Raw genomic sequence first — 23,854 nt, forward strand, 5'->3', positions numbered from 1 at the left:
AATGGCGACCGGCTAGGCCAGCCACGCTAATCGCGTTTTCACACGAACCCTATCCTTCTCGGAAATGGCGGGGGCGCCGAGTGTTGTCCGGTCGCAAACTCAAGAGGTTCAGTCGACCGACCCGACCAGAACGTCACGGTCCTCAAGTATAGCGACCCAGCGCCCGGTATCTGAGGACGATTGCCTTTTTAGAAATCTATATCCAGTTTCCGACCAAAGCTTCACCTCGTCGTTGAGGTTGTCGAGCACGTAATCGCCTCTGTCGGTTTTGACCGTCAGCACTGCGTGCCCCTCGCCGTCCTTCTTTTTGACGACGGTGATCAGAAGGTTTGAGAGCGATACGCCCGCCGAATTGAGCATCTGGCGCTTAAGCAGGACGTAGTCCTCGCAGTCGCCGATCGCCCGGTCTGGATAGGACCAGAATTCCATCGTTCCGTGAACGGCAAGATCGCTCGCCGGCTTGATCGATCTGTTCACGAGCTTGGTGACGGAGGCGAGCCTGTCTTCCATTCCTCTGCTCATAAGGACTGCCGGAACCTTGCCTGATCGTATTTTGCATTCTGCGGCCTGCCTTCGGCAGAATTCGATATAGCCGACCGGGATGGAGGTCCGCTGTCCGATGGCCATGGCACCCGGCACCGCATCGGCCGAGGCTTTCTCCAGCGGCGTCGCGGACATCAACAAGCCCATCAATAGGCCGGCACACAGCCATGCCCGCGGTGTCACCAATCCCATTCGCCCCGCCAAAGGTAACGACCCGATACATTCTTTAATGTTGCGTTACCATCTTTTCATCGGCACATCAACGCCAGCCGACATGCGATTTAAAGCCGCGGTTGCGAGCCATCACCAACGGCCTGAAGCTCAGCGCCGCGGTCGTCGCTGGAGAACTTCCATGGCCACTGGAAGATCGTGACTTTTGCCTGTTGTCGCATGACCGTATCGGCGCACCTTCGGTCATCGACGGCATAAAGGAGCCAGCCGGCCGAATAAAAATTGTAGCCAAATTTGTCGAAGCGACCGAAATCCGAGAACTACGGGGGCTCACGCATACATTCGATTACATTTCGATGGAGCTCGGGCAAACCTCTGCGACAGGCGTGGCGTAAGTTTCAATGGTGAGCAGGAAGTCTCGTCATGGTGACGCGACAGAAAGCCGACAGCGATTTCGCAAGCAGGAACCAATACTGCGCGAGCTCCCATTGGCAGGTCTGCTCATTCCAAGAAAGGAAATTACGATGAAAAAGCTTGTAACAGCTTTCGCCCTCCTCGCCTTGTCGACAGGTGTCTCCCTCGCTGCCAATCAAAACCCAGACCGCGACCCCACCCGCGGGTTCGCCACTGATGCCGACACCAACGAAAAGACCTTGGATACCAGTCATACGGCTTCCTTGCCTCTGTCTGTGGCAACCCAGAAAGAAGAACAACCACAGTCCGGCAAGGTTGTTAAGCGTCGTGCACCATGGGCGGGCCGCCGATAACTGAACTTGTTCCCGCCATTTTCTGCATGGCGATGCCAACAAATGTCCAATCACCCTCCATGCAACAAGGGTGGTTGGACAGGCGGCGCTAAAAAGATCGTGCCGCCATGGATGAATTGAACTCTCAGGCGACAGCTTGACCGCGTCATGCCCCGAACTCAGGAACGGTCGTGGCGAAGCTTCGAAGGCCGGGTCGGTCGTACGGACTGAATGAGTTCATGTCCGACGGGTCAGAACTCCCATGGAGAGAACAACTTAAGACCAGTCGTGCCGAAGTCACCCAAATTCCGCGTCGCCAAGCGGCCGCCATTCACCCTTGAGATTGCAGCAATCATGCCGTCGGGCGCCGACATCCCCCGGCCCTGCCGCGCGGCGGTACCCATGATTTCGCCGTAGACCATAGCGGCTTCCTCGGTCAGGCCGAAGATCCGATCGGCAAACCGACGACGCCAATCCGAGAGCCCCTGCTCCAGACGCTCGGCTCGCTGATCTGGTCGGATTTTCTGGATGCCGAAGGCGATCTCGGCGATCGTCACGGTCGGAAGCGCAAGTTCAGCGTCATGGCGGACCAACCATGCGATTACGGCAGGATCGGGCGACTTCTTCAGCGTTTCGGAAATGACGTTGGTATCAAGGAAGATCAAAGCTCAGGTCCCGCATGAACCTGCCGATCAGTCCGGATCACTGCTTCAAGGTCGATTTCGGTGCCATACGCACTAGCAATACGAGCGTAGAACGCCGATGCCGGCTCGCGACCTGCCTCCCGGACCTCATAGGATTCCAGAGCACGCTCAACCACGTCGGCGATCGAGCGGTTCTCGCGTCGAGCAAGCCGGTGCGCAAGATCACGCGCCTTGGCGCTGCGTACGGAAAGCTGCGGTTCGGCCATATGGAACTCCTTTGCCGTACATATAAACCTTCCTCACTCTGCTGGCAAGGTGGCAGATGATGGCTAGCCATCACCCTTTCACCGTCAACCGATCGTTTGCTGATCGCCGGAAGCGTGAGCTGGTCGCTAAGCGGCCTCGGTTTAAACTGAAGGCCCTGACCGAGCAGGGATTGCTAGGAGATGAGGGCTGGCCGCGGAAACCTCTACATCAAATCCCGCCCTATCGGCGCTGGCTAATGATCGGCCGCCCGCGAAGATCGCAAGATGTATAGACAACCGGCCGCAACTGGTGTTCGCTTCCCGCATGTAATTTTCGGGTATGCAGGAACCGTGACGCTATGGACACCGCTCCCTTGTTCGACCTGACAGGAAAAAAAGCGCTGGTGACGGGCGCCAGCCGTGGTATCGGCCAGGCTATCGCGGAGGCGCTCTGCGCGGCTGGTGCCGACGTCGCTGTGACCGCCCGCGACGAGACATCGCTTCGTGAGACGGCGGACCGAATTAGCGCACTCGGGCGAAGATCGTTTTGCCGGTCTCTCGACGTGCTCGACACCAATCGCATCCGCGTGGTCGTCGACGAGGTCGCGGGAGCCTTTGGCGGGCTCGACATTCTGGTCAACAACGCCGGCTATGAGCAGGTCCAGCCCTCGCTCGACGTTGAAGAGGCGGTGTGGGACCGCATCGTGGCGACCAATCTGAAAGGCGCCTTCTTCTGCGCACAGGCTGCGGCGCGACGGATGGCTGCCGGCGAGAGCGGCGGCGCGATCATCAATCTCTGCTCGCTGACCTCCTATGTCGGCATTCCGACCGCGGTGCCCTACGGCTCGTCCAAGTCTGGACTTCTAGGCATGACGCGGGCGCTCGCCGCGGAATGGGCATCGCTCGGTATCCGCGTCAACGCCATCGCCCCGGGGTATTTCCATACGGCAATGACGGATGTCTTCTACGAGGATCCAGACTGGCAGACGGCGATGCTGGCCAAGATCCCGCAGCGGCGCTTCGGCACGATGCAGGATTTGGCCGGGGCCGTCGTGTTCCTGGCGAGCGGGGCATCTGCCTATGTCACCGGGCATTGCATTCCCGTCGACGGAGGCTATCTCGCATCTATCTGAGCGATAGGGTGCAGTGCAACAGGTGGTATAGACCCATCTTGTATATGGTTGTATATACCACCTGACACGCTGGGCGTTCTTGCATGCGGCCGGCGACAAAAAGGGGAACGACAATGCAGGAGCCTTTCCGGGCCGTAGCTTCGCGCGAAGCAGAAGGCGGTAGGGAAATCGCAGTCGCGGTGCGGAACGTCGGGATGGACTTCGATGGGGTTCATGCCGTCAAGAATGCGTCGTTCGATCTGCCGAAGGGCCGGTTCCTCACCATTCTGGGGCCTTCGGGATCCGGCAAGACAACTCTCCTTCGAATGATCGCCGGGTTCCAGACCCCGAGCAGCGGTGAGATCTTCATCAATGGCGAAGCGGTGAGCGCCGTGCCACCGCACAAGCGGTCGATCGGCATGGTCTTTCAAAGGCTTGCGTTGTTTCCGCATATGACGGCGGCCGAGAATGTCGCCTTCCCGCTGAAGATGCGTCGGCGCGACGCACGCACCATTCCCGAACGCGTCGAGCGATATCTCGCGCTGGTCAGGCTCGGGGGCTATGGCGGCAGGCGCATTCACGAACTTTCCGGCGGCCAGCAGCAGCGGGTCGCGATCGCGCGCGCGCTGGTGTTCGAGCCCGACCTGCTGCTTCTCGACGAGCCGCTGGCAGCGCTCGACCGAAAGCTGCGCGAGGAAATGCAGCTCGAATTCCGCCGCATCCAGCGCCAGCTCGGCGTCACCACGATCAACGTCACCCACGATCAGCGCGAGGCGCTGGTGGTTTCCGACGACATTGTCGTCATGGATCAGGGCGAGATCCAGCAGAAGGCGCAGCCGATCCACACCTACCGCCAGCCCAGCAACGCCTTCGTCGCCAATTTCATCGGCGTCACCAACTTCATTGCCGGAACGGTACGTACCGTTTCGATAGGCGGCGAGGTCTCCATCCTCCGGGGTGACCTGATGCTTGCCGGAAAGGTCGGCGATCCGGTCAATCCACCCGCGGAGGGCGACAAGGCCTCGGGAGCGATCCGCGCCGAGCAGATCCGTCTCGCCGGCGATGCTGCTCAGCTGTCGAAGCTCGATTGCATGCTGGCCGGGACTGTCACCGACACGATCTTCGAAGGCGAACGCATGGTCTACGAGGTAGCCTGCGCCGCGATTGGCGACGAGGTCGTGCGCGTTTTCGACCATGATCCCGCCGCGCACACGCAGTTCGAAATAGGCGAAAGCGTGTTCCTGGGGTGGAATGCCAGGGACATGCTTGTTTTTCGATAGAACCGGAAACCGGTCAAACCCAGAGGAGAATGCAGATGAAGCGCTTCAAGCCGACATTATCCCATCTTTCCCGCAGAACCTTCCTTCAGGCCACCGCCGCGCTTGGCGGCGCCTCAGCGCTCGGCCTGCGCGGCGCTTATGCGCAGGAGCCGGAAAAGCCGGCGGAGATCATCGTGCGCGCCTGGGGCGGCAGCTGGGTGGACAGCCTGAAGGCCGGCGTGTCCGACAGCTTCACCAAAATGACCGGGATTGCCGTTCGTCACGACCTGACCGAAGACAATGAGATCCAGCCCAAAGTCTGGGCCGCCGTGGCTCAGAAACGAGTCCCGCCGATCCACATCAACTGGGACACCACCACCAATGCCACGAAGTCGGCGCTGCGCGGCGTGACGGAAGACCTCTCCGACCTGCCGAACCTTGCCAATGTGACGGACCTTGCCAAACCGGCCGGCCTGGACGGCTTCCCGATCGTCAATACCTATGGCTATGTCTATGTGCTTGCCTATCGGCCCGAGGCATTTCCGGACGGACCGCCGAAATCCTGGAAGGATCTGCTCGACCCGAAGTTCAAGGGCCGGCTTGCCTTCTACAATGACGGCATCGGCTTCCATTTTCCTGCCCAAGTCGCCGGTGGCGGCAAGCTGGAGGACATCCCCGGCAATATGCAGCCGGCTTGGGATTTCATCACCAAGATGAAGGCGCAGCAGCCGCTGCTCGGTGAGGATCCCGACTTTACCACCTGGTTTCAGAACGGCGAAATCGACGCCGCCTGCACCATCTCGACCAACGCCCGGGAGGCCCGCAAGAACGGCGTGAAGATCGAATGGATCGTGCCGGAAGAAGGCGCGAAGTTCGACACGGACGGTTTGTGGATCCCCAAAGGCCTGCCGGAAAACGAACTCTACTGGGCCAAGCAGTACATCAACCATGCGCTGACCAAGGAAGCCCAGCAGGTCTGGCTGGATGGCCTCGGCTTGCCGGGCGTGGTGCCGGGCCTCACACCGCCGAAGGATCTGGTTGGCGATCCGTCCTATCCGACCACCGAAGCGGATTTCCAGCGCCTCATCCGCATCTCGTCGAAGGTCCAGGTCGAGAATGAGAGCGAGTGGTTTTCCAAGTTCAAGGCGATCATGCAGGGTTGACGCCGGGCCGGCCGGTGCTGCCCTGGCGGCACCGGCTCCCCTCACGACGTCGGATACGGATTTTTTCATGCGGGCAGCCAGGACAGCCTATCCCCTGAAATGGCGCATCATGGATGCGCTGGAAGGCGTTGCCGCCGCCATCTGGCCGGCGCGGTTCAGGCGCGCTACGCCCTATCTGATGCTGCTTCCGGCGGTGCTGCTCGTCGGGCTGCTCGTGCTCGGTCTGATCCAGATCGCAGATGCGAGCTTGCGCACGCTCGACACCACGACCTTCCAGTTCTCGGACGACTATTCCATCGCCAATTTCCGGCGGGCGCTGACGGAGCCGCTGTTCCTTGTTGTCGCGCAGCGCAGCCTCTTGGCTGCCCTGATCGTCACGGCGGTGACGCTCGTCTTCGCCTTCCCCTATGCTTATCTGATGGTGCGCACGCGTTCGCCAGGATTGCGCAAGTTCCTGCTGATTGCGCTGTTCCTGCCCTTCTTCATCGGCCAGGTGGTGCGTGCCTATGGCTGGCTGATAATCCTCGGCAACCAGGGCATGGTGAACGAGGCGCTCGGCCTTGTCGGGGTCGCCCCGATGCGACTCATCTACAACTATCCCGCCGTGCTGTTCGGCCTCGTCCAATACATGCTGCCGTTTGCCGTACTGATGCTCGCGCCGGCACTCACAGCCATTCCCGAAGAGCTGGAGGCGGCCGCCGGATCGCTCGGCGCCAACTGGGTTCGCACATTCGTCCACGTCGTTTTGCCACTCGCTCGTCCGGGCTTCATCGGCGCCGGCGTGGTGGTGCTGACGCTTTCGCTCACCGATTTTGCAGTCCCCGCGATCCTTGGCGGCGGCTCGCAGGACTTCATCGCCAACGCCATCTACGACCAGTTCTTCCGAACCTCCGACCAGGGCCTCGGCGCGACGCTGGCGCTTATGCTGGTCGCGCTCGGGTCAATCCTTGTCGGCCTCGTGTTCGCGCTGTTCGGGGCCGGAACACTCGCCATGGGGAGGTCCCGGGCGTGAGCGGCTCGCGCAGCAAATCCGTTGTCCTGTGGACGCTGGTGACGATCGCCCTGATCACGCTTTCGGCGCCGACGGTCGTGGTGCTCGGCGCATCGTTTACCGGCGGCAACATCATCACGTTTCCGCCGGACGGGCTGTCGCTACGGTGGTACGCGCGCATCTCGCAGGCTTCCGACCTGCGCAACGCTTTCCTGCGCACGCTTCAAGTCGCGACGGTCTGTACGCTCGTTGCCATTCCCGTGGGAACGCTCGCCGGCATCGCGCTGGCGAAATATGCGGTGCGTTTCGAAAAGACGATCCAGATTTATCTGCTGCTGCCCTTCACCATCCCGCTGATCGGATCGGGCATCGGCCTCATGCTGGTCTTCGGCAAGGCCGGCATTCTCGGCCAGCTCTGGCCGGTCGGCATCGCCTGCTGCGTCATCAACCTCCCCTTCATGATCTGGGCGGTCACGGCGAGTGCCACTGGGCTTGACCCGGACCTGGAACTAGCCGCCGCCAACTGCGGCGCGCCGCCGCTCCAGGTGTTCTTCTCCGTCACCTTGCCAGCGGTGATGCCAGGGGTGATCACCGGCTCGCTGCTGATGTTCATCCTTGCGCTCAACGAGTTCCTGGTCAGCCTGCTGCTCGTCGATGCGCGCATCGTGACGCTGCCGGTGCTGATCTACAATTCCATCCGCTCGATCATCACGCCCGACCTTGCCGCGATCTCCGTGGTCTTTATCGCCTGCTCGGCTGTCGCCATTTTCCTGCTCGACAGGCTGGTCGGGCTCGACATCTTCCTGAAATCGAAATGAGGAATGCCGGCCCACCGGCCGCAAAGGGAAATCCGATGCCAAACGTATCGTTCCACGATCTGAGCCAATTCGACGCCGCTGGTCGCGCAGCATTGATGCGGCGCTCCGAGACCGATCTCTCCAGCTTTATGGAGAAGGCCGCACCGATCATCGAGGCGGTCCGAACAGAAGGCGACGCCGCGCTCGTCCGCTTCGCCCGCGACTTGGACAAGGCAGATCTCGATGCCACGCGGCTCAAGGTCAGCGCCGCCGAGTTCGATGCGGCCTTCGGCATGGTGGACGAGGACGTGGTCGCCGCCATTCGCTTCGGCATCGACAACATCCGGCATTTCCACGAGGAGCAGAAGCCGGAAGCCATGTGGCTTAAGGAAATGCGGCCCGGCGCCTATGCCGGGGACCGCTTTACGCCGATCCGCTCGGTGGCGCTCTATGTCCCGCGCGGCAAGGGGGCGTTCCCTTCGGTCACAATGATGACCGCAGTGCCGGCCGTGGTGGCGGGCGTCCCGGATCTTGCCATCGTCACGCCGCCGGCGCCCGATGGTTCGGTGGACGCAGCGACACTGGTTGCGGCGCGCCTCGCCGGCGTCGAAACGATCTACAAATGCGGCGGCGCGCAGGCGGTCGCCGCCGTCGCCTACGGCACGGAGACGGTCAGGCCCGCGCTCAAGATCGTCGGTCCAGGCAGCCCCTGGGTCGTTGCGGCCAAGCGGCTGCTTGCCGGAGTGATCGATCCAGGCCTTCCCGCCGGTCCGTCGGAGGCGATCATCCTCGCCGACGACAGTGTGCATGGCGGGCTGGCCGCGCTCGACCTCCTCATCGAGGCAGAGCACGGCCCGGACTCATCGGCGTATCTGGTGACCCACAGCCGCCGTGTGGCCGAGGAAGCACTGGCCGCGCTGCCCGAGCACTGGGCGCGCATGACCGAGCAGCGGGTGGCGTTCTCCACCGCGGTGCTGACCGGCGCCTGTGGCGGCATCGTGCTGACGGCATCGATCGAAGAAAGCTACCGCTTCATCAACGACTACGCACCGGAGCATCTGGAGATCCTTTCCACCGACCCCTTCGCGCACCTTGGCCACATCACCGAAGCCGCCGAGATCCTGATGGGGCCGCACACGCCGGTCTCGATCGGCAATTTCGGGCTGGGCCCCAACGCCGTCCTGCCGACCAGCCGTTGGGCGCGTACCTGCGGACCGCTCTCGGTCACGGATTTCGTCAAGCGTTCTTCCATCGGCTACGTCACGGCCGCCGCCTATCCGGAATTCGCGCGCCACGCCCGTACGCTTGCCCGCTACGAAGGCTTCTCCTCGCATGAACACGCCGTCTCCGACGTGCGCGATCGATATCTGGTGCGGTAGCGGACGATGAAGGCGGCCAGACTCCATGCGGCGGGCGATTTGCGGGTTGAGGATGTGCCGCCTCCCGGCGAACCAGCGCCTGGCTGGGTGAGGCTCAAAGTGACGGCCGCCGGCATCTGCGGCTCCGATCTCCACAACTTCCGCACCGGTCAGTGGATCAGCCGGGCGCCGAGCATCGCCGGGCATGAGTTCGCCGGCGAAGTGACCGCCGTGGGCGCCGGCGTGTCCGAGTTGGCCCTCGGAGACCGGGTCGTCGCCGATTCGCGTTACTGGTGCGGCGAATGTCCTGCCTGCCGGGCCGGCCTGCATAATGTCTGTGCCACACTGGGCTTTGTAGGCGAGGTCTGCGACGGCGGCTTCGCCGAAGAGACGGAGCTGCCGGCGCGGCTGCTCTTGCGCCATGACCCGGCGCTCGATCCCGCAATCGCCGCCATGACAGAGCCGCTGGCGGTCGCCCTGCACGCCGTGCGGCGGCTGTCGCCGCCGGCCGGGGCGCCGGTGCTTGTCGCCGGTTGCGGCCCGATCGGCGGGCTGGCTGCGCTGCTCTTGTCGCGGCGCAGCGAGGGACCGGTCCTCGTCGCCGACCGCAATGCGGCGCGTGCGGATCTTGTGGCCGAGGTGAGCGGGGCGACCGTCGTCGACCTGGATGCCCTGCCCCGCGATCCAAACCTGCGTCATGCCATCGATGCGACGGGCAGCGTGGCGGTCATGGCGCGGCTGCTCGATCTTTTGGCCGGCGGTGGCGCACTGGCGCTGGTCGGCATTTCGCATGGCCGCCTCGACCTCGACCCCAACCTGCTGGTCGAGCGTGAGATCGCGCTCGTCGGCTGCCATGCCTTCGCCGACGAGCTTGCGCCAGCCGTTGCGATGCTTGGCGATCTCGCCCCGGAATTGTCGCGCTTCGTGGCCGAGGAGATCGCGATCGGCGAAATTCCCGACGCCTACCAGCGCCTGATCGCAGGCGCGAGCGGCGGCCTGAAGACCATCGTCCGAATGGAGGCCGGGCAATGATCAAGCTTCCCGAAACCGCCGGGCCGCTCTACGGAAAGGTCAAGGACTACGTGCTCGGCAACATCGGCAGCGGCAAATGGCCGAGGGACCGGAGGCTGCCTTCCGAGAACGAGTTGGTCAGCACGCTCGGCGTCTCGCGCATGACCGTACACCGGGCGCTGAGGGAACTGACCTCGGAAGGCCACCTCCTGCGCATCCAGGGCGTAGGCACCTTCGTGGCGCCGCCGAAACCGCAATCCGCGCTTATCGAAATCAGGAACATCGCCGGCGAGATCGCCGCGCGCGGCGCACGCCACAGGGCCGAGGTCGTCGTGCTCGAGAAGATCCGCAACCCGGCACTGGACCTCATCGTCGCATTCGAGTTCACGCGCCGCAGGCCGGTTGCCCATTCGATCATCGTGCATTTCGAGGACGAAGTGCCCGTCCAGCTTGAGGAGCGTTTCGTCAATTCGGCTTTAGCACCGGACTATCACCGGCAAAATTTTGTTGCGACCACCACCTACGACTATCTGCAGCGGGCGACGCCGCTGACGGAAGTCGAGCACGTGATCTCGGCCGTCGCCGCAGAAGAGATGGCTGCCCGCCATTTGATGATCCGGCCCGGCGACCCCTGCCTGCTTCTGCATCGGCGGACCTGGTCGGGCGCGGCGGTCGCCACCGTCAACAAGCTCACCTATGTCGGCAGCCGCTATTCGCTGGGCAGCCGCTACGCGCCCTCGTCCGCCGCATGAGCCGGGATGCGCAGCGAAGCAGCGTGTGCAGGTCAGGCGAAGCATTGGCGCAGCCTGGGGCGTCGGTTATCGATTGATTCGATTAAACGTCCAGCGACATCACCGCGACCTGAAGGGCTCGGATTCCCTTGCGAATGATCGGTTCGTGCTTGCGGCGCGCCAATATGGCCGTGTGTACTGGTTGGTGCAACGTCGGAGCTCCTTCGACGATAAATGACGGGCGTTCGATGGTGAACCTGCGCGCATCGTCGCTGCGCATGTAGCAGGTGCCGCCGGTCCGGCGCAGCATCATCTCGGCTAGCGTTTCCGATCCCATCGAAAGCCGGCAGATCGCCAGATCGGTGAGCAGTTCGGCGTGGGTTTTCTCCAGCAACACCGTATAGCCCGGGCGAATATAGGTTTCGGGGTCGACCTCGGCGAGCGTTCTGGCGGTCGTTGAAACCATGACATAGTCCTCGACCATCAGATGCTCATAGGCGATCTCAGGCAGATAGCGGGGCGCGTAAAGCACCGCTATGTCCAGGTTTCCCATGCTTAAGTCGCTGACCATCTGATTGGAGTAGTCCGACTCGACGTGGATCGAAGATTTCGGAAGGGCCTGACATAGCGCCTCGACCCATCCCGGCAGAACCGAGCGCGTCATGCCCACCTGCGCGGCGATGCGCAAGGTACCCTCGAAACGGTTGAACGCCCGGACGTCGTGGCGGGCTTGCGACCAGGTCGAGAGCATTGACCGAGCGTAGGCTTCGAACCGGCGTCCTGCAGCGGTCGGCTCGGCGCCAGCGCGGCCGCGCTGGAAGAGCTCGGAACCGATCGCGCTCTCCAGGTTCTTGATGCGGGCGCTGATTGTCGATTGGGTCAAGCCCAGGCGATCGGCGGTGCGGTTGAAATTTCGCGACTCGACGATGTCGAGAAAGGTCTCGATCTGATCCAGCTGCACGCGCACTCCAATCGAAAAAAGCGATCATATCTGCTGGATCATAAGCTTGATCAAACGATACTCAAGGCGGAAGCTGCATCGGAAGATCGGTCGGCGCCCTCGACCGGGATAATGAAGCCACGGAGCCAACAACGTGTTCTTAGTCGATTGCGATTGTCACAATTACTGGTCGAGCGCTACCGTACTGGAGCCCTACCTTTCCGGCTTGTGGAAAGACATGTTCCTCGAGGGCGAGAAGACCGGTCCCGTCGGCGCGTTTCCGCATGGCCATCGCCCCTGGTTTCATCCGCAGGACTTCTCCCGCAAAGACGTCCGTCCGAAGACGGAGGCCGACAATTATCTCATCATGAAGGAGAAGCATCTCGACAAATACAATGTCGACGTGGCGATCCTGACCGGCGATGAGCCGATAGAGGCGTCAACCCTTGCCAATCCCTATTACGCGAGCGCCCTCGTCAGCGCCTATAACGACTATCAGATCGACCAGTGGCTGCCGAAGGACAAGCGCTTCATGGGCTCGATCATCATCGCACCACAGGACCCAAAGCTCGCGGCTGCCGAGATACGCCGCCTGGGCAATCATCCGCGTATGGTCCAGGTTCTTGCCTCGCAAGGTTCGGTCAAGCCGTATGGCGACACGTTTTACCACCCCATCTACGAGGCCTGCGCCGAAGTCGGGCTGCCCTTCGCCATTCACCTTGGCGGCCATGGTGGGGTGAATTCAACCGCCATTGCTCCAGCCCCGACCACGTTCTTCTGGGAGACCCATGCCATCCTGCATATGTCGGCAATGTCGCATGTCGCCAGCATGATCGCGCATGGCGTCTTCGAGAAATGGCCGGATCTCTACTTCGTGATCGTCGAATGCGGCGTGGCTTGGGTGCCCTCTGTTTTGTGGCGCCTGGACGCCGACTACAAAGCACTGCGCAAGGAGACGCCATGGCTGAAGATGCTGCCGTCGGAATACTGCCGGCGCAACATTCGCTTTTCCACGCAGCCGCTCGAGCAGCCGGCGAACATTCAGCACCTCTGGTCCACTCTCGAAGCGATGGACGGCGAGAACACGCTGATGTTTGCATCTGACTATCCGCACTGGGATTACGACGACGCCAACACGCTGCAAATCCCGCCCGCCTGGAAGAGCAAGGTCATGGGGCTGAACGCGCTCGAGGTCTATAAACGCATCCCGCGCGCGCACGCCGCGAACGCCGCCTGACGGAGCAGACGATGGCCGAGAAGACATATGTTTGCCGCGTCGACGAGATCGAGATCGGATCGCCCTACATCGCCAAGATCCGCAGCTTTTCGGTCGGAGTTTTCCGCGTCGGAGATTCATTCCACGCGCTGCTGAACGTTTGTCCACACCGCGGCGCTCCGCTCTGCGAAGGGCCACAATGCGGGACCACCGCGCCCGTCGACCTGGCGGAATTCATCTACCACCGCGAGAACGAGATCGTACGCTGCGCCTGGCATGGCTGGGAGTTCGACATCAAGTCCGGTACGGCATTGGTCAACCCCTCCATACGCGCCCGCACATTTCCAGTCACCATTGAGGCCGACAGCGTCTACGTGACCGCCTGAGGCGAAGAACCTGAGACCAAGAGGATGAGCGTCTGCAGCGGTGGCGCTGGTCCGGGATCAGGTCGGAGCGCTCTGCCACATGGTCGCAAGGGTCAGGCCGTCGCTACCTGGATTTTCCCTGCACGATACGATCGATGATCATGGCGCAGAGCAGAATGGCGAAGCCCGCCAGCAGTCCCTGCCCTACCGCAGCATATTGAAGGGCATTCAGGACATCCTCACCTAGCCCTTTTGCGCCGATCAGCGAAGCGATGACCACCATCGAAAGGCACATCAGTATGGTCTGGTTGATACCGGCCATGATCGAAGGCATCGCAAGCGGCAGGTCCACCCGCGTCAATAGAAACCATTTTGTGGCGCCATAGGCTTGCGCAGCTTCGCGGATCGCTGGTGGAACGCCCTGCAGTCCAAGCGCGGTCAAGCGGACCACCGGCGGCGTGCCGAAGATCAACGTGGCGATTACACCCGGTGGCTTGCCGATGCCGAACAAAGCAATCACCGGGATCAGGTAGACGAAGGCGGGCATGGTCTGCATAAAGTCGAGTACCGGTCGCAAAGCGGTGTAGACGCGCGGACGGCGTCCGCACCAGATGCCGAGCGGGATGCCGATTGCCAGGCAGAGAATTGCCGCGGTGCCCAGCAAAGCCACTGTTTCGAGGCTCTTTTCCCAAAAGCCGAGCACCGCGAGATAGGCGAGCGCGGCGGCGGTGAAGATAGCGACGCGCGGTCCCGCCAGTTGCCAGGACAGGATAAGAATGATGGCCATTGTCACCGGCCAGGGCGTTCCCGTAAGCGCATAGGCAAAACCGTCGAGCACCAGCGATATCGCCCCGGTAATGGCGCCGAAGAATCCTTCGCCGACATGCGAAACGCCCTCCATCAGGCCGTCCAGGCTGGATGACAGGACAGCCTGCCAGTCGCGGTTGGAGGGAGCAACCGCCAGCCATGCGACCGGAGCCGCCGCAGCGAAACGATAAGCCGAAACCCCGTAAGCCAGGATACAGAAGACGAGAGCGCATGCCGCAAGCGGAAAATTGAGCCCGTGCCGCAGCGCGGGGAATGATCGCCAGCGGGCGAACCGCCGCTCGAGCATTCGATTCGCCAGAAACCCGGTAAGAAGCTTGGCGAAAAGCAGGGTGACGAGACCCGATGCAATCAGCAGTGGCGCTTTCGTCTTCGCGACATCGGCCTGCAGCCTGGCGGTGTTCGCAGCCTTCTGCAAAGCCGCCGCAGACGATTTCAAACCTCTCACGTTGTCGGCTCCCGCCGCCTCCGCGGCCTTGGCCTGTTCGGCGCGCGCCTCGGCCTGTTTGGTGAGCCGTTCGGCACGCGCCTGTTCTGCCGTGCCGAGATTGCCCACCGCGCCAACGCCGATCTGAACCACCGCAAGCATCTCAAGGAAAAAGGCGATCCAGAACAGCACCATGGTGCCGCGGGCAGCGGCCCAGACCGGCCCGAGCAGCGCCGCTGCGGTGTTGAACGGCCAGACAGATTTGGAGGCGCGTCTGATGCGAGCGAACGCGTTGACGTAATAGGCCGGATTTTGAACGACAAATTCCCTGACAAGCTCATCTTCTGCGGGTCGATGCTGCTCGACCGGCGGTTCGGAAACGCGATTATGAGCGTTCAAGATTGGCCGCCCTTTCTTAAACCTTGGAGAAGAGCCTGTCTGTCGACGATGCCGACAACGACCCCATCGCCGTCGGTCACCGCGAGCGGAGCGGCATCCTGCGCTGCGAGTTCGATAAGTTCTGCAAGCGGTTCCTGCGCAGCCACTTTCCGCAATTGCCTGATATCCAGAGGATCCCGCGCGCTGAAATCCTCGACCGGTTCCATGACGCGACCGGCGGTGATCACCTTGAGGCGCGAAATGTCGGCGACGAATTTCGCGACGTAGTCGTGCTTGGGGTTGGTTACGATCTCCTCGGGCGTATCGATCTGGATGATGACGCCGTCCTTCATGATGGCGATACGATCGCCGATCCGGATCGCCTCGTCGAGGTCGTGGGTGATGAACACCACCGTCTTGCCCATTGAGCGCGACAGCGCCAGGAACTCGTCTTGAAGCTGCCGCCTGATCAACGGGTCCAACGCGCTGAATGGCTCATCCATCAGGAGGATGGCCGAATCTGCCGCCAGGGCGCGGGCCAGGCCGACGCGCTGCTGCATACCACCGGACAGTTCATGGCAATAGCGGTCGCCCCAGCCTGCAAGGTTGACCTTGGCGAGCGCGGCCTCGGCAACATCGAAGCGTCGTTGCTTGTTTGCCGCCTGGATCTCCAGGGGCAGAGCGACATTGTCACGAACGGTCCGATGCGGCAGCAGGCCGAAGCTTTGGAATACCATGCCGATCTTGCGGGACCGCAGCGCCCGCAATTCGGCCGGCGTTTTGGCCAAGATATCTTCGCCGTCGACGAAGATCTCACCAGCCGACGGTTCGAGAAGGCGGTTTATATGGCGGATAAGCGTCGATTTCCCGCTGCCCGACAGCCCCATCACACAGAAGATTTCGCCTGGCGCGACAGAGATGCTGACGTCGGCCACACCCACCACGCAGCCGAAGCGTTTGACAACTTCGTCCTTGTCGAGCCCCTCGCGGAGGATGGCCGCCATCGCCTCCGGCGCACGCAGGCCAAAGACTTTCCAGACACCTTCCATGGCAATGGCAGCAGCAGCGGCCGCCTGCAGGCCATTTTCCGAAGGCCTAGCCATACCAATGCCGGTAGTCGGTGCGGCGTCCACAGCTATCGCCCCAGCCAGGTCACACGCGGCCAGCCAAACGACCGCGGAGACGGCCCGGGGCTGCTATACCGGCGGTGCGCAACAATCAGTGGCCGAACCACTTGGCGACGTCGTCGGGGTGAGCCTTGATCCACTCCTTGGCCACCTCGTCGGCCGGCCTCTTGTCGACGATGATCGCATAGGCCCATTTGCTGACGTCGTCCGGATTGAAGCTGATGCGATCCAGCGCGGCCGTCAGGTCCGGCTGCCGCTGCGCAAGCGACGCAGAATAGGCGACATGCACCGTCGTGTCAGCATAAGCGGACGACACTTTCGACTTTTCGAGCCATTGCGGGTCCTCACTGGGCTGCAGTATCACGAACTTGGCTGGATCGTGTTTCGGCTCGGTCAGGAAGGCGAGCTTGTAGCGGGCGAAATTCTGATGTGGACTGTAGCAATAGCCGACCCATGGCTTGTCGGCTTTCGCCGCACGGTCGAGTGAAGCCGCCGCCACTGCTTCATCCGTCGACTGAAGATCGAAAAAATCGGCAAAGCCATAGTCGCGCGCCCGCACCTTCTCGATGTTGGTCGACTGCCAGCCCGATGCACCGATCCAGATTTCGCCCTTGCCGTCGCCGTTGGTATCGAACAGCTTCGCATTGTCCGGATTGGCGAGATCCGAGACGTCCTTGATGCCATGCTTGTCGACGGTGACCTGGGTGACGCAGTAGCCCTGCTTGGCCTCGTAGCCATTCTCCGCGAGCTTAACGGTCCCGGCGCCCTTGACATATTTGTCGACGAGGCCCTGCTGGTTTGGCAGCCAGACATCCGGCCAGATGTCGACCTCGCCCTTGTTGCGGTCCATCGCTTCCCAGATCACCGGAACCGCCGTGGTGGTCACGGTCGAAACCTCGAGCCCCAGTTCCTGCTCGGCTGCATTCTTGATGACGTTCATGACCGCCGTCGCGGTGGCATAGTTCGGGTCGGGCATCGTCACATCAGCGGCAAGCGCCGATGAGACGGGTGCAAGAAGCAGGATGCCAAGAGCCGTTTCGAGAAGATGTTTCATGATGTTCCCCAATCGTGTTGCGCTGAATTTCTTTCAGTCTATCCATTAGGTTAGCGGAACGCGCAGGCAATCCATCCCAAATTTCGTCGCATTAGGAAAAACGATGAAGCGCATAAGCGCGTAGCGCCGTGATGAAATGCCTTGGCCGGAAATGGGCCTAGAAATAGGCCTGATCAGGCTCGCTTGCCTTGCGGCCGGCAATAAAAGCCTGGAGCGCCTCGTCGATCGCCGGATCGAGGCCCGGGTCCTGGTATTCGTCGAGCAGCCGTTTCCATTGCCGGTTGGCCCGTTGGGCGGCGTCGAGCCTGCCTTCCTCGTTCCACTGTTCGAAGGAATTGTTGTCGCTGGTCGAGGACCGGTAAAAGGCCGAAAGGAAATTGGCTTGGGTATGCGCACTGCCGAGGAAATGCGATCCGGGTCCGACCGCTTCGATCGCCTCCATTGCCTGCGCGTTGACCGAAAGATCGATGCCTTCGAACAGGCTGGCGACCTTGCCGCAAAGGTCGGCGTCGATGATCGTCTTCTCGAAGCCGGTGACGAGACCACCTTCCAGCCAGCCGGTGGCGTGATTGATGACGTTGGCGCCGGCAAACATCGACATCAGTATGCCCCACGTCGCCTCCTGTTCGGCCTGAGCATCGGGAAGCTTGGAGGCCGACAGCGAGCCGACAGTGTGGAACGGCACGCCGACGCGACGCGCCAATTGCCCGCAGGCAAGCACCATCTTTGCGGCCTCCGGGGTCCCGAAGGTTGGGGCGCCGCTCTGCATCGAGATCGTGCTGGCAAAGCTGCCCATCAGGCACGGCGCCCCCGGGTTGATCAGCTGCACGAGGCAAAGACAGGCGAGCGCCTCGGCAAGCACCTGGGCAAGCGTGCCGGCGACCGTGCACGGGCTCATGGCGCCGGCAAGGGTCCACGGCGTGCAGGCGACCGGCTGGTTGTTGCGGGCGTAGACCTTCAGCGAGCCGGACATGTTAGCGTCGAGCACGAGCGGCGCATTGGTGTTGGAGACGTTGTAGAGCACGGCATTGTTGGCGACGAATTCGTCGCCAAAGACGATCTTCGCCATGTCGACCGCGTCCTGCGCTCGCCTGGACCCGATGAACGCACCCATGAAGGGCCGGTCCGAATGACGGATGTGCGTGTAAAGCATGTCGAGGTGGCGCTTGTTGGCCGGCAGGTCGACGGGCTCGCAGACGACGCCGCCGGAGTGGTGCAGATATGGGATCATATGGTGGATCTTCACCAGGTCGCGAAAGTCAGCGATCGTGGCATAGCGGCGGCCGCGATCGAGATCGTGGACGAAAGGCGGCCCCCAGGATGGACACAGCACGGTGTTGTCGCCGCCGATCATGACGGTGTTGGTGGGATTGCGGGCATGCTGCTTGAACTGGGACGGTGCGGTGGCGCGGACGATCTTGCGGCACATGCCAGGTTCGAAGCGCACCCTCGTGCCCTGCACGTCGGCGCCGGCATTGCGGAAGATGTCGAGGATCTCGGGATCGTCATGGAACTCCATGCCGATCTCCTTGAGCAGCCGGTCCGCGTTCGCCTCGATCAGGCTCAACCCTTCCTCGTCGAGGATGTTGAAGGTACCGATCCTGCGGTTGATGAAGGGACGGCGCGGCGCCTGCTGCGCGACACGCTGGCCCTGCCTTCCGGCCCTGCCCCCGGTTCGCGGAGCGGGAGCTTCGGTAGTGATCGTCGCGTCCTTGTCCATCTTCTTCTCCGACGTCAGGCAGGCGTGAAGGCAACCGGCTCGGCGGCGTGAACCCCGCGCAGCCGCAGATTGCCCGGATCGTAAGCGGCTTCCCGGAGTTCCCGCGCCACCAGTTCTTTACCGAGGATCGAGACGGTCAGCCCTTCGGGCGAGACACCGGGCCGCAGATAGGCCAGAGCCAAGGTCTTGCCGGTACGGAAGCCGTGGGCGCCGGAGGTGACGATGCCGACCGGCTGGCCCGCCTGCATCACCGCATGGGCGTAGAAGGGCAGCCTTTCACCATCATCGTCGATGTCGAGAAGCACCATCGTCCATGAGCCTTTGCCAATGCGCTCCAGCATGGCCTCGCGGCCGACGAACGTTCGCCCGTCCGCTTTGACCAAGGCGCCCAGTCCAGCCTCGATCGGCGTACGCTCTGTCGTCAGATCGGCGCCCCAGGCGCGATAGCCTTTCTCCAGCCGCATTGCGTTCAAGGCATAGATGCCGAACGGACGCAGGTCGAAACGGCGGCCAGCTCTGGTGATCGCATCGTAGAGCTTGCCGAACTGCGCAAGCTGGACGTGCAGTTCCCAACCCAGCTCGCCGGCATAGGATACCCTGAGCGCAGCGGTCTTGATGCCCGCCACGCGAATAATCTGAGCGGAAAGCCAGGGAAACGCCGAATTGGACAGATCGGCCTCGCTCACGGTTTCGAGCAGGTCGCGTGCGCGAGGCCCCATGATGCCAAGCACGCCACGCCTTTCGGTGACGTTTTCGATCGTGACGTCGGCAAAGGCGGCGGCGCGCGACCTTAGCAGGTCCTCATCATGCCTCTCCGCCAACGCTGCGCTGGTCAGGTAGAACCAGTCGTCGTTGAGACGGGTCACCGTGAATTCCGATGCCACGCCGCCTTTTAGCGTCAGCGCGTGAACGAGGCCGATGCGGCCCTGGCGCGCCGGCGGCCGGTTAGCACCAAGCGATGCCATGAACGCGCTGGCTCCAGCACCGCCGACCTCGAACTTGGAAAAAGCCGAAAGGTCGATTGCGCCGACACCATCGCGCACGGCAAGACATTCGCCGCGCACTGCATCGAACCAGCCAGCCCGGCGAAAGGTGAGTGGGGCATCGACTCCGTCGACGGCGAACCAGTTCGGCCGCTCCCAGCCATAAGCGGCGCCAAGCACCGCCCCCTGGCTCTTCTGCATATCGAGCGCTGGCGTCGTGCGGCGCGGACGTCCGGCCTCGCGTTCCTCATTGGGATAGTGGATACCGAACTGCAGGCCGAAACCTTCGACTGCCTTGTCGATGCGGTAATCCCGGTCGGCATAATTGCCGAAGCGGCGGGGATCGATGGCAAGCGCGTCGCTCGGCGGCGCCCCGTCGACGATCCAGTCAGCCAGAAAGCTGCCCGCGCCGCCGCCTTCCATGACCCCCATGCTGGAGCCGGTCAGCAGCCAGGCATTGGCCAGGCCGAAGGCTGGGCCGACCAGGGGATTGGCGTCCGGCGTGAAGGTGATCGGGCCGTTGACCACCGTCTTGATGCCTGCATTGGCGAACGCCGGGACACGCTCCATCGCCAGCGCGATGATATGCTCGACACGATCCAGGTCGGGCGGCAGCAATTCCATGCCGAATTCTGGCGGTACCCCGTCGACCGACCAGGGCTGGGCCGACTTTTCATAGGGACCGACGATATAGCCGTCGCGCTCCTGGCGCAGGTACCAGCTTTCTTCCGGATCGCGGATGATCGGCAGTTCCTTGGCGCCGGCCGCGATGCGATCCGCAATCTCTGAAACCGTGTCGGTGACGACATATTGGTGCAGCATCGGCACGACGGGCAGGTCGAGACCCATCATGGAGCCGATCTCGCGGCACCATGTTCCGGCCGCATTCACCACATGCTCGGCGACGATGTCGCCCTGTGCCGTGCGGACGAGCCACTCGCCGGATGCTTTCCGTTCGATGGCCAGGACCGCATTGTGGCGAACGATCTCGGCACCTCGCGAGCGCGCTCCAGCCGCCATGGCATTGGTCGCCAGCGTTGGATCGACATGGCCGTCATTGGGCTCGTAGATCGCGCCGATAATGCCTTCCGTCAGGCAGAGCGGGTAGATTTGCTTGAGTTCGCCGGGGCTCAAAATATGGAAATCATGCCCCACGAACCGGCCAAGGCCCTGCACGTGGCGGAATTCGTCCATGCGGTCCGCCGAGCGGGTGATGCGCAGCGCGCCGCTCGCATGGAAACCGGTCGGTAGTCCTGTTTCGGCGGTCAAGATTTCACGATAGAGTCGCACCGAATGCGCGCGCATTTCCATGATCGTCGCATTATGGGCAAAATGCGTGCAGAGCCCCGCAGCGTGCCAGGTGGAGCCAGCGGTCAGCTCATGCTTCTCGACGAGGACGATGTCGCTCCAGCCGCGCTTGGCGAGATGATAGAGCAGGGAAACCCCCATGGCGCCGCCGCCAATAACGACAACGCGGGCATGCTGCCTCATGAATTCTTCTCCTCGTGTCCGCGCATTCGTGTTCCGGCTGGATCATAGGGCGGCTTGCCGAGCGCCCGGAGCGTATAGCGCGCGCCGGCCACGGCGATCTCATAGTCGGACGCCAGCATCTGCGCCTTCGTCTCGCCTGGCTCACAGGCAACATAGCCGAGGCTGAGGCTCAAGCCGGTGCGAAAACCGAGACCGCCCGACGTCGTCAATCCGGCCAGCTTACCGTCCCGAAAGATCGGCTCGTCGTGCAGAAGGAGTGGGTTGGCTCCATCGACTGCGAAATGCATCAGCCGCCGCCTCACGCCCTCGGCCTTTTGCTCCAACAGCGCTTCACGGCCGATGAAATCATCTTTCATCCAGGAAACGGCGAAAGACAGGCCCGCCTCCAATGGCGTGTCCTTTGGCCCGATATCATGCCCCCAATGGCGATAGGCTTTTTCCAGCCGGCAACCGTCGAGCGCATAATGGCCGCAAAACGCGAGGCCATAACTGCCGCCTGCCTCGATGATGGTGGAGAGCAGGCTTTCCGCACATTCGGCGGGAACGTAGAGTTCGAAACCAAGTTCGCCGACGAAGGAGACGCGCGTGGCTCGGAGATTGACCATGCCGATGTCGATGCGACGGGAGGTCGAGAACGGGAAAGCCGCGTCCGATAGATCGGCGTCGGTCAGGTTCTGGAGCAACTCCCGCGAGCGCGGCCCCATGACGCCGAGGACTGCTTCCGAGGACGTCGCGTCGAAGACCGAGGCGTCGAGGCCCAGATCCTGAGCATGACGCTGGATCCAGGCAAGGTCCTTCTGCCGTGTCGCGGCGCCGGAAATGACGCGGAACCTATCCTCCCCGTCTCGCGTAACTGTCACGTCGGCTTCAATGCCGCCGCGCCGGTTGAGCATCTGTGTGTAGACGGCGCCACCTTCGGCGACGCTGACATCGTTGGCGCACAGTCGCTGCATCAACCTGGCCGCGTCGCGCCCGAAAACGTCTAACTTGGTGAAGGGTGACAGTTCGAACAGGCCGACCCCTTGAGCCATGCGGCCGGCTTCGGCCTTGGCTGCGCCCCACCATTTTTGCGCACCAATGGAATAGCCAAGCGCCCGCTCGGCCCCGCCGAACCAGAGCGGCCGCTCCCAGCCTGTCGGCGCGCCGAACACCGCGCCCGCTTCTGCGAAGATCGGGTGGAAGGCCGAACGCCTGACATCACGCCCGGCCGTCGCCCGTTTGTAGGGCCAGTGCATGCGAAAGAGATCGGCAACAGCCTCTTCCATCCTGGCGCCGACAAAGGGCCGCGCCGCGGCAGACCGGTCGAAGCGCGCGATATCGAGCGCCCACAGATCGAGGCCGGGTTCACCGTCGACGATCCATTCTGCCATGGCCTTGCCGGCGCCGGCCGACGACATCATACCGGTGGAATTGAACCCGGCGGCGACATAGAAGCCGCGCAGATAGGGCGACTCGCCCATTAGCGGCCGCGTGTCGGGCGTAAAGCTCTCCGGGCCATTCATGAAGTGTCTGATCCCGGTTTCCGACAATGCCGGGAGCAGCCTTAGACCTGCCGACATGAAGGGCTCGAACTGGTCCCAGTCCTCCGGCAATTCGAGGAAAGGCCTCTCGCCCGCCGGCCCGCGCACGTCGAAGATCTTGGCGTTCGGCTCGAAGCCTCCGAGAACCAATTTTCCCGAGTCACCCTTGATGTAGATGCCCTCGTCGAGGTCGCGCACGATCGGAAACGGGTCCTGCAGGCCCGCAATCGGCTCCGTCACCACATACATGTGCTCGACGGCCTGCAATGGCACAGGCACGCCGGCAAGCGCGCCGATATCCCGCGCCCAGGCGCCGGCGCAATTTACGACCGCCTGGCAGTCGATGGTGAGACCAGAAGCCAGCTTGACGCCGGCGACGCGACCGTTCTTTGTCACGAAGCCTGAGCACGCAGTCCCCTCCAGGATGCGAATGCCGGCCGCGCGGGCGCCTTTCGCATAGGCCGCGCAGATGTCGACCGGATTGGCCTGGCCGTCTTCCGCCACCCACAGCGCGCCCTCGATGCCGTCTGGGACGATGCCGTGCACGCGCTCCGCGACACATGCTTTGTCGATGATCCCAACCGTGAGGCCGCAGACGTCGCCCATATGGGCGATGCGCTTCAACTCGTCCATTCGCTCCGGCCGGCGCGCCAGCCACAGACCGCCTGTCCGCCTGTAGCCTGACGCCTGGCCGGTCGCTTCCTCCAGGCGTGGAAACAGCTCGGTCGCATACTGCGCGAGCCGCGTGAGATTGAGGCTGGCGCGCAGTGGGCCGACGATCCCGGCTGCGTGCCAGGATGTGCCGCTGGTCAGCTGGTGACGCTCCAGCAGGACGACGTCGGTCACTCCGAGTTCGGCGAGGTGATACGCTATCCCGAGACCGATCACGCCGCCGCCAATGATCACGATGCGTGCGCTGTCATTCACCGACCGGGCTACCTTTGTTTGGATGCAATGGCGCGATCTTTTCCGCCAAGCCCCTTGCACTCAACCGATTTTTTGCAACATTAGGAAAACTTATGGAGCCCCTGCAGACC

Annotated in this window: 22 protein-coding genes; 12 read left to right on the top strand and 10 right to left on the bottom strand. The window is 62.6% G+C overall.

What is annotated here, in order from left to right; genetic code table 11:
• Nucleotides 1–108: 108 nt before the first annotated feature.
• Complete coding sequence (locus AC0L26_RS20225) at nucleotides 109–735, bottom strand: transglutaminase-like cysteine peptidase (protein ID WP_473634156.1); 627 nt, start codon at nucleotides 733–735, stop codon at nucleotides 109–111.
• Nucleotides 736–836: 101 nt separating this feature from the next.
• Here AC0L26_RS20225 and AC0L26_RS20230 point away from each other — a divergent pair, with 101 nt between their 5' ends.
• Both AC0L26_RS20230 and AC0L26_RS20235 read left to right on the top strand, forming a co-directional pair.
• A complete protein-coding gene (locus tag AC0L26_RS20230; protein WP_473634157.1) occupies nucleotides 837–1,109 on the top strand; it encodes a hypothetical protein in 273 nt (90 codons plus the stop codon).
• A 129-nt stretch (nucleotides 1,110–1,238) separates the two neighbouring features.
• A complete protein-coding gene (locus AC0L26_RS20235; protein WP_473634158.1) occupies nucleotides 1,239–1,481 on the top strand; it encodes a hypothetical protein in 243 nt (80 codons plus the stop codon).
• 230 nt (nucleotides 1,482–1,711) lie between these two features.
• Here AC0L26_RS20235 and AC0L26_RS20240 read toward each other — a convergent pair whose 3' ends face one another.
• Both AC0L26_RS20240 and AC0L26_RS20245 read right to left on the bottom strand, forming a co-directional pair.
• Nucleotides 1,712–2,125 (bottom strand): PIN domain-containing protein, encoded by a 414-nt coding sequence (locus AC0L26_RS20240; RefSeq protein WP_473634159.1) that lies wholly within the window; start codon nucleotides 2,123–2,125, stop codon nucleotides 1,712–1,714.
• On the bottom strand, nucleotides 2,122–2,370 hold the full coding sequence (locus AC0L26_RS20245) for a plasmid stabilization protein (RefSeq protein ID WP_473634160.1): 249 nt from the start codon (nucleotides 2,368–2,370) through the stop codon (nucleotides 2,122–2,124). Before AC0L26_RS20245 ends, AC0L26_RS20240 begins: the two co-directional genes overlap by 4 nt.
• Before the next feature lie 338 nt (nucleotides 2,371–2,708).
• On the opposite strand from AC0L26_RS20245, the gene AC0L26_RS20250 reads away from it, so the two are divergent.
• The 8 genes from AC0L26_RS20250 to hutC all read left to right on the top strand — a co-directional run bounded on the left by AC0L26_RS20250 (nucleotide 2,709) and on the right by hutC (nucleotide 10,792).
• A complete protein-coding gene (locus tag AC0L26_RS20250) occupies nucleotides 2,709–3,482 on the top strand; it encodes an SDR family NAD(P)-dependent oxidoreductase (RefSeq protein ID WP_473634161.1) in 774 nt (257 codons plus the stop codon).
• 113 nt (nucleotides 3,483–3,595) lie between these two features.
• Nucleotides 3,596–4,741, top strand: a complete 1,146-nt coding sequence (locus AC0L26_RS20255; RefSeq protein ID WP_473634162.1) for an ABC transporter ATP-binding protein — start codon at nucleotides 3,596–3,598, stop codon at nucleotides 4,739–4,741.
• A gap of 35 nt (nucleotides 4,742–4,776) precedes the next feature.
• Nucleotides 4,777–5,883: an ABC transporter substrate-binding protein gene (locus AC0L26_RS20260; protein ID WP_473634163.1), complete on the top strand. Its 1,107-nt coding sequence runs from the start codon at nucleotides 4,777–4,779 to the stop codon at nucleotides 5,881–5,883.
• Nucleotides 5,884–5,950: 67 nt separating this feature from the next.
• A complete protein-coding gene (locus tag AC0L26_RS20265) occupies nucleotides 5,951–6,895 on the top strand; it encodes an ABC transporter permease (protein ID WP_473634164.1) in 945 nt (314 codons plus the stop codon).
• Entirely contained in the window at nucleotides 6,892–7,692 is an 801-nt protein-coding gene (locus tag AC0L26_RS20270; RefSeq protein ID WP_473634165.1) for an ABC transporter permease, read from the top strand. The genes AC0L26_RS20265 and AC0L26_RS20270 overlap by 4 nt, the downstream gene beginning before the upstream one ends.
• 35 nt (nucleotides 7,693–7,727) lie before the next feature.
• Nucleotides 7,728–9,050 (top strand): histidinol dehydrogenase, encoded by a 1,323-nt coding sequence (gene hisD, locus AC0L26_RS20275; protein WP_473634166.1) that lies wholly within the window; start codon nucleotides 7,728–7,730, stop codon nucleotides 9,048–9,050.
• 6 nt (nucleotides 9,051–9,056) lie between these two features.
• The gene (locus AC0L26_RS20280) at nucleotides 9,057–10,061 is read left to right on the top strand and encodes a zinc-dependent alcohol dehydrogenase (protein ID WP_473634167.1); all 1,005 of its coding nucleotides are present in this window, start codon (nucleotides 9,057–9,059) and stop codon (nucleotides 10,059–10,061) included.
• The gene (gene hutC, locus AC0L26_RS20285) at nucleotides 10,058–10,792 is read left to right on the top strand and encodes a histidine utilization repressor (RefSeq protein WP_473634168.1); all 735 of its coding nucleotides are present in this window, start codon (nucleotides 10,058–10,060) and stop codon (nucleotides 10,790–10,792) included. The genes AC0L26_RS20280 and hutC overlap by 4 nt, the downstream gene beginning before the upstream one ends.
• Before the next feature lie 82 nt (nucleotides 10,793–10,874).
• Here hutC and AC0L26_RS20290 read toward each other — a convergent pair whose 3' ends face one another.
• Nucleotides 10,875–11,732 carry a LysR family transcriptional regulator gene (locus AC0L26_RS20290; RefSeq protein ID WP_473634169.1) on the bottom strand — a complete coding sequence of 286 codons (858 nt, stop codon included), beginning with the start codon at nucleotides 11,730–11,732 and terminating at the stop codon, nucleotides 10,875–10,877.
• 133 nt (nucleotides 11,733–11,865) lie between these two features.
• Between AC0L26_RS20290 and AC0L26_RS20295 the strand changes: the two genes are divergently transcribed.
• Together AC0L26_RS20295 and AC0L26_RS20300 are read left to right on the top strand one after the other, a co-directional pair.
• Nucleotides 11,866–12,948 (top strand): amidohydrolase family protein, encoded by a 1,083-nt coding sequence (locus AC0L26_RS20295; RefSeq protein ID WP_352929562.1) that lies wholly within the window; start codon nucleotides 11,866–11,868, stop codon nucleotides 12,946–12,948.
• Between the two features lie 11 nt (nucleotides 12,949–12,959).
• Nucleotides 12,960–13,313, top strand: a complete 354-nt coding sequence (locus AC0L26_RS20300) for a Rieske (2Fe-2S) protein (RefSeq protein ID WP_473634170.1) — start codon at nucleotides 12,960–12,962, stop codon at nucleotides 13,311–13,313.
• A gap of 103 nt (nucleotides 13,314–13,416) precedes the next feature.
• Here AC0L26_RS20300 and AC0L26_RS20305 read toward each other — a convergent pair whose 3' ends face one another.
• From AC0L26_RS20305 to AC0L26_RS20330, 6 genes are all read right to left on the bottom strand, one after another.
• A complete protein-coding gene (locus AC0L26_RS20305) occupies nucleotides 13,417–14,943 on the bottom strand; it encodes an ABC transporter permease (RefSeq protein ID WP_473634171.1) in 1,527 nt (508 codons plus the stop codon).
• The gene (locus tag AC0L26_RS20310) at nucleotides 14,940–16,025 is read right to left on the bottom strand and encodes a quaternary amine ABC transporter ATP-binding protein (protein ID WP_473634172.1); all 1,086 of its coding nucleotides are present in this window, start codon (nucleotides 16,023–16,025) and stop codon (nucleotides 14,940–14,942) included. Before AC0L26_RS20310 ends, AC0L26_RS20305 begins: the two co-directional genes overlap by 4 nt.
• 115 nt (nucleotides 16,026–16,140) lie before the next feature.
• A complete protein-coding gene (locus tag AC0L26_RS20315; protein WP_473634173.1) occupies nucleotides 16,141–17,103 on the bottom strand; it encodes an ABC transporter substrate-binding protein in 963 nt (320 codons plus the stop codon).
• A gap of 157 nt (nucleotides 17,104–17,260) precedes the next feature.
• Nucleotides 17,261–18,823, bottom strand: coding sequence for a trimethylamine methyltransferase family protein (locus AC0L26_RS20320; protein WP_473634174.1), 1,563 nt, complete (start codon nucleotides 18,821–18,823; stop codon nucleotides 17,261–17,263).
• A gap of 14 nt (nucleotides 18,824–18,837) precedes the next feature.
• Nucleotides 18,838–21,297 carry a GcvT family protein gene (locus AC0L26_RS20325; RefSeq protein WP_473634175.1) on the bottom strand — a complete coding sequence of 820 codons (2,460 nt, stop codon included), beginning with the start codon at nucleotides 21,295–21,297 and terminating at the stop codon, nucleotides 18,838–18,840.
• Nucleotides 21,294–23,744, bottom strand: coding sequence for a GcvT family protein (locus tag AC0L26_RS20330; protein WP_473634176.1), 2,451 nt, complete (start codon nucleotides 23,742–23,744; stop codon nucleotides 21,294–21,296). Before AC0L26_RS20330 ends, AC0L26_RS20325 begins: the two co-directional genes overlap by 4 nt.
• Nucleotides 23,745–23,854 lie beyond the last annotated feature (110 nt).

The sequence above is a fragment of the Mesorhizobium sp. WSM4823 genome (assembly GCF_055811195.1).

What these genes read in the sequence shown, in the direction of transcription:
- AC0L26_RS20225 (WP_473634156.1), bottom strand. Translation starts at nt 735, where the DNA reads ATGGGATTGGTGACACCGCGGGCATGGCTGTGTGCCGGCCTATTGATG.
- AC0L26_RS20235 (WP_473634158.1), top strand. Translation starts at nt 1,239, where the DNA reads ATGAAAAAGCTTGTAACAGCTTTCGCCCTCCTCGCCTTGTCGACAGGT.
- AC0L26_RS20245 (WP_473634160.1), bottom strand. Translation starts at nt 2,370, where the DNA reads ATGGCCGAACCGCAGCTTTCCGTACGCAGCGCCAAGGCGCGTGATCTT.
- AC0L26_RS20250 (WP_473634161.1), top strand. Translation starts at nt 2,709, where the DNA reads ATGGACACCGCTCCCTTGTTCGACCTGACAGGAAAAAAAGCGCTGGTG.
- AC0L26_RS20255 (WP_473634162.1), top strand. Translation starts at nt 3,596, where the DNA reads ATGCAGGAGCCTTTCCGGGCCGTAGCTTCGCGCGAAGCAGAAGGCGGT.
- AC0L26_RS20260 (WP_473634163.1), top strand. Translation starts at nt 4,777, where the DNA reads ATGAAGCGCTTCAAGCCGACATTATCCCATCTTTCCCGCAGAACCTTC.
- AC0L26_RS20265 (WP_473634164.1), top strand. Translation starts at nt 5,951, where the DNA reads ATGCGGGCAGCCAGGACAGCCTATCCCCTGAAATGGCGCATCATGGAT.
- hisD (WP_473634166.1), top strand. Translation starts at nt 7,728, where the DNA reads ATGCCAAACGTATCGTTCCACGATCTGAGCCAATTCGACGCCGCTGGT.
- AC0L26_RS20280 (WP_473634167.1), top strand. Translation starts at nt 9,057, where the DNA reads ATGAAGGCGGCCAGACTCCATGCGGCGGGCGATTTGCGGGTTGAGGAT.
- hutC (WP_473634168.1), top strand. Translation starts at nt 10,058, where the DNA reads ATGATCAAGCTTCCCGAAACCGCCGGGCCGCTCTACGGAAAGGTCAAG.
- AC0L26_RS20300 (WP_473634170.1), top strand. Translation starts at nt 12,960, where the DNA reads ATGGCCGAGAAGACATATGTTTGCCGCGTCGACGAGATCGAGATCGGA.
- AC0L26_RS20310 (WP_473634172.1), bottom strand. Translation starts at nt 16,025, where the DNA reads ATGGCTAGGCCTTCGGAAAATGGCCTGCAGGCGGCCGCTGCTGCTGCC.
- AC0L26_RS20315 (WP_473634173.1), bottom strand. Translation starts at nt 17,103, where the DNA reads ATGAAACATCTTCTCGAAACGGCTCTTGGCATCCTGCTTCTTGCACCC.
- AC0L26_RS20320 (WP_473634174.1), bottom strand. Translation starts at nt 18,823, where the DNA reads ATGGACAAGGACGCGACGATCACTACCGAAGCTCCCGCTCCGCGAACC.
- AC0L26_RS20325 (WP_473634175.1), bottom strand. Translation starts at nt 21,297, where the DNA reads ATGAGGCAGCATGCCCGCGTTGTCGTTATTGGCGGCGGCGCCATGGGG.